Origin of the sequence: Flavobacterium sp. P21, from assembly GCF_050632225.1 — a bacterium.
Taxonomy (GTDB): Bacteria; Bacteroidota; Bacteroidia; order Flavobacteriales; family Flavobacteriaceae; genus Flavobacterium.
In genome coordinates this window covers 225,930-239,313 of record NZ_CP192585.1, presented here as the reverse complement: position 1 = coordinate 239,313, position 13,384 = coordinate 225,930, and the positions used below count along the sequence as shown (strand labels likewise).

The window sequence follows — 13,384 nt, the reverse complement described above, 5'->3', positions numbered from 1 at the left end:
GAATCTTTGCGTTTTTTCTTTGTGTATCTCTGTGGAATAAAAATTATTTATTAATGAAATCTTTCACTAATTGATGTGCTTCTTCAAGAGCAACAGCTAAATCATAGTTTTTGATTATAACATCGAACTGAGGAGCCGTTGCCAATTCTACAGAAGCTTTTGCGATGCGCATATTGATTTTGTCTTCACTTTCTGTAGAGCGTTGTTTTAGTCGGCGTTTTAATTCGTCAACACTTGGAGGTTTAACAAAAACAGCTAGAGTTTCTTCTGGAAATTTGTGTTTAATGCGAAGACCGCCAACTACATCAATGTCAAAAATGACATTTTTTCCTAATGCCCAGATTCTTTCAATTTCCGATTTTAAAGTACCGTAAAAGTTATCGCGATATACTTCTTCCCATTCAAGGAAATCCTCTGCTTTGATGTGTTTTTTGAATTCTTCTAACGAAATGAAATAATAATCCTTTCCGTGTACTTCTTCTCCGCGTGGAGCGCGCGATGCTCGCAGAAATCGAAAATTCAAGATTTAAATCTTCCTGACCTAATAAATGTTTTACGATAGTTGTTTTTCCCGATCCTGATGGAGCTGAAAAAACAATTAATTTTCCTTTGTTCATTATTGTTATGCTTTAAGCTTTAGGCAGTAGGCCTTAGGCTTTAATTGATTCCGTTTTTAGCTTATTGCCTATAGCTTAAAGCTTATAGTGTTTTACAACACATTCAAAACCTGTTCTTTAATCTTTTCCAATTCATCTTTCATCATCACGACCAATTTCTGCATTTGAGCATGATTTGATTTTGAACCCATTGTATTGATTTCACGTCCCATTTCTTGGGTGATAAAACCAAGCTTTCTCCCGTTAGCTTCTGTTCCGTTCAAAGTTTCAAGGAAATAGTCCAAATGATTCGTTAAACGAACTTTCTCTTCGGTAATGTCTAATTTTTCTAAATAATAGATTAATTCTTGCTCAAAACGATTTTCGTCAACATTTACCTGCAATTCTGAAATAGCAGTTTGCAAACGGTCTTTTATTGCTTGAATACGTTCTGAATCCAAAGCCAAAGTATCGTTCATGTACTGGCGAATGTTTCCAATTCGAAGATTAAATTCTTTTTCAAGAGCTTCGCCTTCATCTTTTCTAAAACTTAAGATGTTTTGCAGTGCTTCATCAATTGTAATCTGAATTTGATCCCAGTCATTTTCGTCGATTTCTTCACGTTCTGTTTTTAATGTATCAGGCATACGAACAGCCATTTTCATTAATTCAGTTACATCAGCATCCGGATAAACTTCTTGTAATTGTGCAATATAATTTTTTACGACAGGAACATTTACTTTGGTTGAAGTCTGTTCAGCAGTACTTTCAATATAAATGCCGAAATCAATTTTCCCTCTTTCAAGCTTGGTGGAAATCAAAGTCCTTAAACCCAATTCCATTTCGCGGTAGACCGAAGGCATTCTTACGTTTAAGTCAAGGCCTTTGCTGTTTAGAGATTTTACTTCAACCGTAATTTTTTTGTAGGCAATTGCAAAGAAGCTTTGCCAAACCCTGTCATAGATTGTATCATATAATTGAGTATAAAGGCGCAAAGATAATTAAAAGTTTGTCGCTTTGTGTTGTAAATTGCTAATCAGTTTCGTACAAAAGGATTTTGTTTTTCTTATGATAATGCTTTGATTACTTCCGCTATATTTTTTTGGCTGTTGCCGATATAAATTTTGCCATCAATAATAAAAACCGGACGACTTAAGAAAGTATAATGTTCCAAGATGTATTTTTTGAAATCGGCCTCTGTCAGATTTTTGTTTTTTAAATCCATTGACTTGTACAATTGTGCTTTTTTACTGAATAGCGCTTCGTAGCTTCCAGAAAGCTGGTACATTTCTTCAAGTTCTGCTTCTGTTATCGGGTTTTGTCTGATATCTTGAAAAACCAAATTGTTTTCAGGCAAACTTTTGATGATTTTACGGCAGGTGTCGCAAGAAGCTAAATAATATATTTTGTTCATTTTTTATCTATTTTGTTTGGAATACAAAGAAAATTCATTTGAACCTTAAATTTGCCTAATTTTAGAAAAAAATAGAAATATGAATTCAGTTTTTGAAGTACAAAAAACCATTAGGGAAATTCTTTTGAAGGTTTTAGATAATCATTCATTAGAACAATTGAATAAAATTCCAGAAAGATTTAGCAATAATCTGATTTGGAACATTGCGCATTGTGTGGCATCACAACAAGTTTTGATTTACAAATTATCTGGTTTGCCAACATTGGTTTCGGAAGAATTTATTGCAAAATATAGAAAAGGGACAAAACCAGAAGGTGATGTTTCGCAAGCTGAAGTGGACGAAATTAGAAATTTGCTGTCATCAACATTATTGCAAGTTGAAAAAGATTTTGAAGCAAATATTTTCGTCAATTATAACGAATACACAACCAGTTTAGGTTTTACATTGAAAAACATACATGGTGCTTTGGATTTTAATAATTATCATGAGGGAATTCATACCGGAATTATAATGAGCATTAGAAAGTTCGTTTAAACAAAAAATCCCGCTTTTAAAGCGGGATTTTTTTATTCTATTATAGTTTCGATGGTCACTTTCATTGCGCCAGCGCCTTTGCTTTTTGTGATTTCCATAAAAGCTCTTTTTGAAAGATCTATTTCGCGAGTTCTTACGAATGGGCCACGGTCGGTGATTTTTACAATTACAAATTTTCCGTTAGCTTCATTGGTCACTTTGACACGTGTTCCAAAAGGAAGCTTTTTGTGAGCGACGGTATATTTGCTATTGCTGAAACGACTTCCGTCGGCAGTTTTTTTCCATTAAAACGATCAGCATAGTAGGAGGCGTGAGCGTTTTTTTTGTAAACTTTTAATTTTAATCCTTTATCAGTAAAGACGGAGTCTGTTGGTAAAGGGATTATGGCGGGTTTTGTTATAGTGTCTTGAGTTTTGGGCTCAATAACGGGCTTTGTTTGGCTTATAACGTAGGTAAAGCAACATATAAACAGCCGCCGTAAGCATTGTGAGTATAAAATTTTTTTGTTTCTCATGGGTTATTTTTTTCAGACTTGGGGAGTTTGTACAAATAATGTGCCATTATAAAAAAAGTCCTACAAATTTAGGACTTTTTTGTTTAGAACCATAGGTTCCAAGGAATTCTGCTTAAAATAAGCAATAATCCTAAACCGTAAAAAATAGCAAAGGTTTTGAATTTTGCTTCGCTATTGATTAGTTTTTTATGTTTAGACCACCCAATAGTAATTAAGGTGATTGCAATAATGTTAATTAGTGGATGCTCAAGAGAGGTAAGTCTCAACTCGGCATTTGACATTTGCCCGAAAGTCGCTTTTCCTAAAGGAGATACAAAATACAGAACTAGGCCAATCAAAAGTTGTGTGTGAGTTCCAATTAAAGCAAATAGAGAAATTTTGCGGTCTTTGGCAGTAAATTCTTTTTTAGAATTGAGGCCAATTAGTGCATTCACTACAGCAACTAAAAGAAGTAATAGCGCTAAGTAAGCCCAACCCGAGTGAAGTTCTTTTAAAAAATGATCCATAAATTATGTTTTTTGTTTAAAACAAATATAACAAAAAAGGGTATAAAAAAACGGCATCAAACTAAAAGTCAATGCCGTTTTTATTATTTATTAAGATTCTAAATTTTAGAAATCGTAACGTAGTGAGAAGTTCCAAGTTCTTCCGAATCCGAAGAATACTTGGTTAGCGTCAGCTACTCCTTTGTACAATCTGTTATTTGAAGCATAAGTTCCTAAAGCTGGATTTGTTGAGCTTACATTGTCATCAGCGAAAATGTTTGTTCTTGATTCAGCGATATACGTTTTGTCAAATACGTTGTTGATATTTAATCTGAAGTTTACAGATTTGTCTTTGTTTTGACCAACTAACATTTTGTATGACCAACCAGCATCAACTAAACCGTAAGCAGGCAATTGTAATGAACCTTTGTTAGTTGCTGAAGTAAAAGCAGTAGGGTTGATTCCAGCATACAAATTGTCATTGTAATTGTAGTTAGCATCTAAAAAGAATCTTGTCAAAACTTCGTAAGAAGCTCCTAAAGATGCTGTCATTTGAGCCGCATCACCAACTTTTACGCCATCCATATAGATCGTAGTTGCAGTGTATCCAGGAACTGGAGTGTTGTCTGCTGTATAATAAGCATTTGCTTTAGCGTTTCCTTTATACTCCCAGATTCCGTAAGAGAACATACCTGTGATTTTTAATCTTTCAGTAATGTTAGAGCTTCCTTCAAACTCAACTCCTGAGTGAACCTCGTTAAGACCTACATACTCTGTATATGTTGTGTTAGCGACAAGACCAGGAACTGCGTTAGCTGGAAGAGCATTACCTCTTAAGTATCTATCATCCCAGTTTGTGTTATAAAGGTTTACGTTAGCAGTAAAGTATTTAGAACGGAATCCGTAACCAGCTTCAAATCCTAAGATTTTCTCATTAGTTAAGTTAGGGTTAACTGTAGATCTGTTGTTAGGGTAAACTGAGTTAAAGAAAGGTTGTTTTGAATAGTAACCTGCATTAACAAAAACGTTGTGTTTTTCGTTGATGTTATAGTTTGTTCCCGCTTTAACGTTTCCACCTAATACATTTTCGTATGGAGTAGATCTTAATGGATCTCCTGATTTGTAAACGAAATCATCTTCTCTTTTGTATCCTTGGTTCGAGATTGCTCCTTGAACAAAAGCACTTAAGTTATCTTTAGAGTACTCTAATTGAGTAAATAAACCGTACCATTTTACGTTACCTGTACTGTTGAAAGAGATTTTTTCGTAGTTTTTGTTTTGGAATGGATTCCATTGAACATTTGTATCGTAAGTAGTTGTAAGGTGTCTTCCAGCTGGTTTTAAATCAGCGATAAAGTTATCGTAGTATTCTCCACCTCCTAATAAGTCATTTAATACTGTATAGTGGTATCCTTTATAAGTTCTTCCGTCAAAACCGAAATCTAAAGTTAAAGTATTAGACAGTTTTTTGTTTAAGTTGATTACAGCACCATACCAGTCGTGAGAGTTGATAGATGAAGTTTGAGAAATACCTGATGTATTGATATTTGTTTGTGGATTATAATCGGCAATGTTTGAACTAGCATTGAAGTAAGAGCTGTTTTGGTAAACTCCACCAATTTTTTGTCTAGTTTGAGGGCCAGTAAGACCACCAATAGTAACTGTTTGTCCTGAGTTGTAAGCTACGATTTTATCATAATCTACTAAACCGTCCGCTCTTCTAAAAGCTGTAAGGTCGTTGTATGCTTTTCCTTTAATACCTCCAGTTGCACTAGCTCCAGCACCACGTCCCCAAGAAGCGTACAATACAGTAGAAAGCTTTGTAGTTTCGTTAATGTTGAAATCCCAGTTAAGAGATGCAATTGGTTTGTGGTAGTAGTTTTTTCTGATGTTGTATTGCTCACCATTCAAGTATCCTGTATCAGCATTGTATCTTGTGTTTGGATCTTCTTTAGTTCCGTACTGTTGGTAAGTTGCAATAGTAGATGCCGTAGATCTTTGGTTGTGCCATTGTGGAGCACCAGTTACTGTTAACTGAATATCGTGTTTGTCATTTTTAGTAGTATATCCTAAAGCAACAAAATAGTTTGATCCTTCAAATTGTGTACCTTGAACATATCCGTCTCCCATTGTTTGAGATAATAATACAGAAGCTGAAAGTCCGTTGCTTAATTTTCCTGTACTATATGAACCTTGAATTTTGAAGTTTCTAGCGTTTCCGAATCCAGAAGAGAAAGATCCACCTTCTTTTCTGTCAGAAGTTCTTGTGATAACGTTGATTGTTCCTCCTACAGAAGGTGTAGCAAGTTTAGAAGCTCCTAAACCTCTTTGAACTTGGATAACAGATGCAACATCTGATAAACCAGCCCAGTTACTCCAGTAAACAGAACCATTTTCCATGTCGTTAACTGGCATACCGTTGATCATAACCGCAATGTTGTTTTGGTTAAAACCACGAATGTTAACTCTTGAATCTCCAAATCCACCACCTGATTTAGTTGCGTAAACAGAAGGAGTGTTTTTTAAGATCTCTGGAAACTCTTGAGTTCCAAGTTTTTGTTGAATTTCAGTCGCTTTAATTGTAGACACAGCAACCGGAGTTTTTCTGTCTTTAGCAACGTCAATTACGGTACTTTTTACTACAATCTCGCTTAATTCGTTTGAATTAGATGTTAAAGTAATTTCACCTAAGTTTGTAGTTGAACCATTTGATACTGTAAATTTTACAGTTTTGTTTTCATAACCTATGAAAGAGACTACAATCTCTCCCGAACCTGTTGTTGAACTGATAGTAAATTTACCATCAAAATCTGTTGAAGTAGCTGTCGATGTTCCTTTGATCGCTACGTTTGCTCCTGGCAATGAACCACCTGTTGCATCGGTGATAGTACCAGTCACTTTTCCTTGAGAAAATACGGTTGAAACTATCATAAAAAATAGTCCAGTAAGTAACCAATTTTTCATTTTCTTCATTTGTTATTTAGTTTATTGTTTTTGGCAAAATTATAACAATAAAATCAGATAATGTTATCAAAATGTTAAGAAAAATTAGTTTTACGTTTTCTGTCGCGCATTAAAATGATTTTTTCTTTTTTCATTAAAAAAAATAATGATTTTTTTAATTTAGAATAGTGATTTTTGTTAAAATGGCAATGAATTTCGCAATGGTGTAGCGGGAAACTTGCAAAATGGGTTGCGTTTTGAGCTTTTTACAAGGTTTTTATACGAAAAAACGCCTTAATTTTTATTAAATCAAGGCGCTTCAGTGTGTTATGAAAATTGAGAATTATTTGTTTTTCAAAAAGTGATTTAGCAAAAATGTCGTTGAGCTGTCATGACTCTTAACAGTTTTGGAATTTATTTCATCTAAGATTGAATTCGCCAACTGTTTTCCTAATTCAACTCCCCATTGGTCAAAACTGAAGATGTTCCAGATGATTCCTTGAACGAAAATTTTGTGTTCATACAATGCAATTAACGAACCTAGGCTTTTTGGTGTTAATTTTTCAATCAAAATAGTATTCGTTGGTTTGTTTCCGGTGAAAACTTTAAAAGGCAATAAATAAGATGCTTTTTCTTCCGAAAGTCCTTGCTTGTCAAATTCAGCTTGAACTTGCGCCGGAGTTTTTCCGTTCATTAAAGCTTCTGTTTGTGCGAAGAAGTTTGACATTAATTTATCGTGGTGATCTTCGTTTCCATAAAGAGGTTTTATGAATCCGATAAAATCTGTCGGAATTCTTTTTGTTCCTTGGTGGATTAATTGGAAAAATGCGTGTTGTGAATTTGTTCCTGGCTCTCCCCAGATAATTGTACCAGTTTGGTAATTTACTGGTTTTCCGTCGCGCCCAACACTTTTTCCATTGCTTTCCATTGTTGCTTGTTGCAAGTACGGAGCTAATTTTGATAAATATTGTGTGTACGGAATCAAAGCTTCACTTTCAGCACCATAAAAATTATTGTACCAAACACTTAATAAAGCTAAAATTACTGGAATGTTTTCGTCAAATTCTGCCGATTTGAAATGGTTATCCATATCATGAGCTCCGACTAATAATTGGTTGTAATTATTAAAACCAATTGCCAAAGCAATACTCAATCCAACAGCACTCCAAAGAGAAAATCTTCCTCCAACCCAGTCCCACATCGGGAAAACGTTGTCTGGATTAATTCCGAATTCTGTTACTTTTTGAATGTTTGTTGAAACTGCAACGAAATGTTTTGCAATATCTTCCTGAGAAGCCGATTTCAAAAACCACTCTTTAATAGTTTCCGAATTTGAAAGCGTTTCCTGAGTCGTAAAAGTTTTAGAAACAATTAAAAATAAAGTCGTTTCAGGGTTTAGTTTTTTGATGATTTCGTTTACGTGATCGCCGTCAACATTCGAAACGAAATGTAAATTCAAATGATTTTTGTAGAATTGCAAAGCTTCAACCGCCATAACTGGCCCAAGATCTGAACCTCCAATTCCAATGTTTACAACATCAGTGAATGCTTTTCCTGTAAAACCTTTTCTTTGGCCAGAAATGATTTCTTCAGTAAATTGTTTGATTTTATTTTTTACTTCGTAAACCTCTGGAATCACATTTTCTCCATCAACATTAATCACTGCAGATTCTGGTGCGCGCAATGCAGTATGAAGTACCGCACGATTTTCTGTTTTGTTGATTAATTCTCCTCCAAAGTAATCAGCGATTGCATTTTTTAATCCGATAGAGTTTGCTAATTCTAATAAAAGAGAAAGCGTTTCTTCAGAAATATTGTTTTTTGAATAGTCAACTAAAAAGTCATTCCATTGCAAGTTGAATTTTTCTGCACGTGCATTATCTTGCTGAAATAATTCTTGTATTGTAGTTTCGTGAATTGCGTTATAGTGGTTTTGCAGATTTTTCCACGCCTCAGTCCCAGTTGGGTTTGTTGTGTTTAAAGCCATTTGTATTTTATTATGTGGTTTGTTTTTTTAGAAACACAAAAATACTGAAATAACTTTTAAAAGGGTAGCGGTTCACGATTATATAACAATAAGTTACGAAAACGTTTTATGAATATGATTTGAAAATAGTCGATTTTTAAAATTAGTTGGCGGTAAGAATTTTAATTAAAAGGACTAATGGAAAAATTATTGTTCCAAGAATAAAAATAGTTTTGCCATGTTTTCGGTCCGCTTCATTATAGGAATAAACACGTTCGCCGTTTGGTAACGTTTTTTTAGAAGTCCAAAGTGAATAACCAATAACCATTCCGATTCCACCGCCCAAAAGTGAAAATAAATATCCGGCCATTATCCAAGGTTTTTGATTCTCTTCTGGCTTTGCTAAAATTTTCAGACGTTCTTTTTTAAAGAAGTCAGAATGTCGGGATCTATATTTTTGCCTCGCTCTGTTAAAAGTTTTTGAGCCAGTTTATAATCAAAAACATTCCATTCGTCTGATTTTAAAAGAACATCGTAAAGTTCATCATCTGAAAAACTTAAAAGATAGTAATCTTTGTCAACTTGGTTTAGAAGGTTTTCGGTGTCTTTTTCTAAAATTTCTTGAGCTTTAGCAAAATCAGCTGGATCAATTTTTATTTCGTATTGATTTTGTAAAGTGTTTCCTGAAAATGTAATGTCAACGGGAGCAATATTATCAGCTAAAACTGTTTTGATGTTGTTATTATTTAATAATATTTCAACTTCTTTAGCTTGGATCCGAGTTGGGAAATTCTTAAAAGCAATAAAATTTTCAGTCATTATTTGGGGTTGGTTTTAATGTTTTATTCTATTCTTAAAAGTTTAATTTTCACAGAAACAAAAAATTTTATGTGTAGATTTCTTTCTTGCAATGTCATACCTATCGGTTTTTATAATTTCAAAATCGGTGTTATTGATTTCATTGTAATTTGGGAACCAATTTGGTTTTAGGTCGTCGTATTTTTTTATTTTTTGTTGAAATGAAAATAGAGGAACTTTTATACTGTTCAAGAATAAGGAATCGTAACTCTTATTATTAGAGTACTTGAATTTTACAAAATTGCAAGAGCCAAGGTGAGAACCGCTTATTAGATTGTAAGAATCCGATTTGATGATATTTGGAAACCAAAGCTTTAATCTCAAATTAGTTTCTGTTTTATAATCATTATATGTGTCAAAACTAGTTTCAAACAGTTTGTTTTGACATGAAACAAAAGCAATTAGGAGAAAATATTTTAGAAGTTTTTTCATAAGTCAGATCACCAAATCTTCCACCATGGCTTTTTATTGATTTCTATAATTTTCTTTGTGATATCAACATCAATTCTTTTTGGGGATTCGGTTTTGATTTTAGAATCATCAAAAAATAGTTCGCCATTGACATTCATTCCTAAAGGAGATTTAGTTCTTTCTTTCCATTCTTCGGTTTGTAATTCAGGAATCAATTCGGAATCAATTTTAGAACTGAATTTTCTTCTCGCCTTTTCTGTAATTTCTTCTTCCAGATTTGAAGATGAATTTTTAAAAAGAGTAAGCGAATTGTCTGGAATGTTTAATAGAAAAACCTGAGTTTTACCTCCAATTTTGTAAATGTCCAAAACTTTAAAATAAGCAATTGTATCCAAAAGAAAATGTCCAATTTTTGCCGAATCAGGATTGAATTTCGATAAATCCTTGGGATGAGCGCTTGCAATCAAATATCTGAAATTTCCAGAAAGGCCTCCGCCAATAGAAGTCATATCGGTAAATCCTTTTTCTTGAATGATCTGTCCGATTTTATAATTTGAAATTAAATTCTCCGATAAATTGGTGTCTCTATAAAATAGTTTTAAATCTGAAAAAGTTTCATTGTAAATCGCTTTAAGCCGAGCGTTTTTCATGTTTTCTATTTTTTAGAAAGTGATTTTTTTTGAATTTTTACAAATTCCCAATGCTGTCCAATTCTCTTTTCAAAGGTTCGATTTGTTTTGCAAAACGAGTTTTGTCATTTCCTGTCAAAGATTCTCCGGTAGGTAAATTCAATCGAAGTGCATCAACCTGAACGCCGTTTTTCCAGAAACGATAGCAAACGTGAGGACCAGACGCCAAACCAGTGCTTCCTACTAAGCCAATTGTCTGACCTTGTGTAACGCGCTGTCCACGACGAACCAAGATTTTTGACATGTGTAAATATTGTGTAGAGTAGGTTCCGTTGTGTTTTACTTTTACAAAGTTTCCGTTTCCTGCTGTATATCCAGTTGCTTCAACAACTCCTGATGCGGTTGTAGAAATTGGAGTTCCGGTTGGAGCAAAGATAATCTGTTCCTTTGTGTGCTTTCCAAGTATGTTGCACGGGATGGAAACGATTCATAGTAAATCGTGAAGTAATTCTACTGAATTTTATCGGAGTTTTTAGGAAAAAGTTTTTAAGGGTTCTTCCTTGATCGTCATAATATTCGATTTTTCCTGAAAGCGTGTCTTTTTCAAAAGGAAAAGCATAAACGATTTTTCCTTTATATTCAAAAATGCGGCTTCAAGTTCCTCAACACCATCATATGTTTTTCCGTTGATGAATCTTTCAGTGAAAATTAATCCGTAGCGATCGCCTTTTTTAAGTTTGAAGAAGTCAATTGACCAAGAAAATACTTTTGTGATTCGGCTTGCCAAAGCTGTTTCGACACTTTCGTTTCCTAAAGTTTCAGATAAAGAGCTTTTTAAAACGCCACCAATAATTTTTCTTTTTAAAGTTACAGGTTTTATTTTTTTATATGCTTTTGCAATGCTGTCTCTCAAATCGACAACGTAATAGGTCAGCGCGTCAGGCTGATAAATGAAAACTTCGAGATTGTTGGTTTTGTTTTTTGCGCGAAGCAATGTAAAAGGTTTGCCGTAACGAATGGTTCTAACATTAAAAGAATCTTTGACTTGTTCAACTATGTCGAATACTTTTTTGTCGCCAATATTTTGACTCTGAACAATTGATCCAAAAGAATCTCCTTTTGAAATAGTATCATTTATAACATTAAAGTCTGCGTAATTAAATCCGAATTCTACTTTTTTGGTTTTAGGTTTGGTAATTTTGTTTTCAGCTATTTCCTCTTTTTTATTACATGAGAAAACAGAAAACAAGACTATTAAAATTACGACTACTTTTTTCAAACTTTTTAATTTTTTCTAGGGAACTAAATTTGGTTTATTCATTTCCCCAATTGGACAATTCTTCTTCGGTCCACAATTTAGGAAAAAAGATGCGTCTTTGGTATTTTGGATGCATATATTTTTGCCAATCGCTTCCTCCGGTCGCTTCTCCGTTGCCTTTTCCACTTTCTAGAATGTATTTTCTTGCAGTATTTAGGTGTTGCATTACCCAGGTAATATTTACCGTTTTGTCATAATGGCGCATTGCGGCAATTATATCTGTATTTTGCTGATCTTCAATAGGAAGCTGTGTGAATTTTTGCCAAATATTTTTCGTTTTAAACGATGACATTTGCCTTAAAAACTGCTCTTTGTATTTTTTTCAAATTCGTTTAGCAAGTATGATTTCTCTCCAGTTTGATAATCTTTTCCTGCGACTTGCCAATATAAATGCTCGAAACTGGTTTCCAAATCGGTGTTTTCATCAAAGTTTGCTTTGTATCTTCTGTCAGTTAAATTGATAACATCGGTCGAAGCAAATTCGATCATCCTATATTGTGCGCTTTGAAAGCCGCTTGCGGGAGTCAGCGTATTTCTGAATTTCATATATTGGTCAACATCCATTCCGTTTTCCATAATGCTGAAAGAATTGGTCAACATGTCAAAATAGCGCGTGATTCTTGAAAGTCTTTCGCTAAAAAAATCAACTTGAATATTTTGAGTTTCTGCGATTTGATCAATTTCCCACAAGATCATTTTAAAAATTAATTCGTTGACTTGATGGTACATAATAAATACCATTTCGTCAGGAAGCGTGGTGCGTTGTATTTGTAGGTTTAAAAGTGCATCAGTTTGAATGTAATCCCAGTATGTAATTGGTTTAGACCAAAGTAATCCTTCTAACTGAACTTCAGTTTTTTGATTTATAGCTTGGAATTTTTGATCAATTTCGTTTAAAATTGATTCTGAATGATCAGTAAGGTTCATTATTTTTTTGCTTTAAATGGATTTTTTAATCCTTTATATTCATCAAGATCTGCTTTGAGTGATCCCACGGCAAGATCTGCTTTAATTCTAATAGGAACTTTGTTGTCGTCGTCTGTAATCCAGAGTGTTAAGCTTTCTTCTTCTTTAAAAACTCTTCCTTTCTGTACAGATGGCCTAAAAACCATCGTAGAAACGGTGCCAAATTTAGTCGTAATATCTTGACGGCCTATATATTTTAACTTAAATTTTGTGATTTCATCATCAAAAAACATGTCGATTGTAATGGCCTCTCCTGATTTTAATTTATCAATATTCGGGTGATTTCTTAAGTAGTAAAATGAAGAGACAATATCTTGCACATTATCAGTAGTTATGATCGTTTTTTCAGATTTTCGTTTGTAATCTTTCACCAAAACTCTGTTTTCTGCCTGATTAAAAAAACCTTCCTGATTTTTGGTATAACCACCTTCATCAATTTTTCTCACATAACGATATGGGTTTCCGTTTTCTTTGTCAAAATAACTTTCGTATAAATCTTCGACTTTGAAGAAAAATTTTGACATTCCGGTTGTGTAACCTTTACCCACCGCATGAAATACTTTTTTATTGTTAATTGTTGCGTCTTTGATTTCTAGTGTTGCATATCCGGCGTTTATGATTCCGTAGTGAATTCTGAATTTAAAGAACTCTCCGGTATCGAAAGCATCTTCTTTTTGTGAATCAAAACTAAAGGCTGTGAGGATGAATATAGTGAGGATGAATTTTTTCATAGTGCTGTTTTACAAATA

Annotated in this window: 9 protein-coding genes and 5 pseudogenes; 1 reads left to right on the top strand and 13 read right to left on the bottom strand. The window is 33.7% G+C overall.

The genetic code is table 11. From position 1 onward, the window contains the following. Positions 1–43 precede the first annotated feature (43 nt). From gmk to ACQ9BO_RS01160, 3 genes and pseudogenes are all read right to left on the bottom strand, one after another. Positions 44–617 (bottom strand): annotated as a pseudogene (gene gmk / locus ACQ9BO_RS01170) (guanylate kinase). Positions 618–709: 92 nt separating this feature from the next. Further along, a pseudogene (locus ACQ9BO_RS01165) lies at positions 710–1,569 on the bottom strand (YicC/YloC family endoribonuclease). 93 nt (positions 1,570–1,662) lie between these two features. After that, complete coding sequence (locus ACQ9BO_RS01160) at positions 1,663–2,010, bottom strand: arsenate reductase family protein (RefSeq protein ID WP_431243325.1); 348 nt, start codon at positions 2,008–2,010, stop codon at positions 1,663–1,665. A gap of 79 nt (positions 2,011–2,089) precedes the next feature. Between ACQ9BO_RS01160 and ACQ9BO_RS01155 the strand changes: the two genes are divergently transcribed. Then, positions 2,090–2,545 (top strand): DinB family protein, encoded by a 456-nt coding sequence (locus ACQ9BO_RS01155; RefSeq protein WP_431243324.1) that lies wholly within the window; start codon positions 2,090–2,092, stop codon positions 2,543–2,545. Positions 2,546–2,577: 32 nt separating this feature from the next. Here the strand turns inward: ACQ9BO_RS01155 and ACQ9BO_RS01150 are convergent. From ACQ9BO_RS01150 to ACQ9BO_RS01105, 10 genes and pseudogenes are all read right to left on the bottom strand, one after another. Next, positions 2,578–3,059, bottom strand: a pseudogene (locus ACQ9BO_RS01150) (septal ring lytic transglycosylase RlpA family protein). Positions 3,060–3,142: 83 nt separating this feature from the next. Beyond that, positions 3,143–3,565 carry a hypothetical protein gene (locus ACQ9BO_RS01145; RefSeq protein ID WP_431243323.1) on the bottom strand — a complete coding sequence of 141 codons (423 nt, stop codon included), beginning with the start codon at positions 3,563–3,565 and terminating at the stop codon, positions 3,143–3,145. Positions 3,566–3,670: 105 nt separating this feature from the next. Then, positions 3,671–6,517 (bottom strand): TonB-dependent receptor, encoded by a 2,847-nt coding sequence (locus tag ACQ9BO_RS01140; RefSeq protein WP_431243322.1) that lies wholly within the window; start codon positions 6,515–6,517, stop codon positions 3,671–3,673. 313 nt (positions 6,518–6,830) lie between these two features. Beyond that, entirely contained in the window at positions 6,831–8,474 is a 1,644-nt protein-coding gene (gene pgi / locus ACQ9BO_RS01135) for a glucose-6-phosphate isomerase (RefSeq protein ID WP_431243321.1), read from the bottom strand. A 142-nt stretch (positions 8,475–8,616) separates the two neighbouring features. Beyond that, positions 8,617–8,823, bottom strand: coding sequence for a hypothetical protein (locus tag ACQ9BO_RS01130; protein WP_431243320.1), 207 nt, complete (start codon positions 8,821–8,823; stop codon positions 8,617–8,619). Between the two features lie 41 nt (positions 8,824–8,864). Further along, positions 8,865–9,272 (bottom strand): hypothetical protein, encoded by a 408-nt coding sequence (locus ACQ9BO_RS01125; protein ID WP_431243319.1) that lies wholly within the window; start codon positions 9,270–9,272, stop codon positions 8,865–8,867. Positions 9,273–9,751: 479 nt separating this feature from the next. Then, positions 9,752–10,372: a hypothetical protein gene (locus tag ACQ9BO_RS01120; protein ID WP_431243318.1), complete on the bottom strand. Its 621-nt coding sequence runs from the start codon at positions 10,370–10,372 to the stop codon at positions 9,752–9,754. A 37-nt stretch (positions 10,373–10,409) separates the two neighbouring features. Further along, positions 10,410–11,630 (bottom strand): annotated as a pseudogene (locus ACQ9BO_RS01115) (peptidoglycan DD-metalloendopeptidase family protein). A gap of 34 nt (positions 11,631–11,664) precedes the next feature. Continuing rightward, positions 11,665–12,596, bottom strand: a pseudogene (locus tag ACQ9BO_RS01110) (tryptophan 2,3-dioxygenase family protein). Then, positions 12,596–13,366, bottom strand: a complete 771-nt coding sequence (locus ACQ9BO_RS01105; protein WP_431243317.1) for a DUF3108 domain-containing protein — start codon at positions 13,364–13,366, stop codon at positions 12,596–12,598. Before ACQ9BO_RS01105 ends, ACQ9BO_RS01110 begins: the two are co-directional and overlap by 1 nt. Positions 13,367–13,384: the final 18 nt, after the last annotated feature.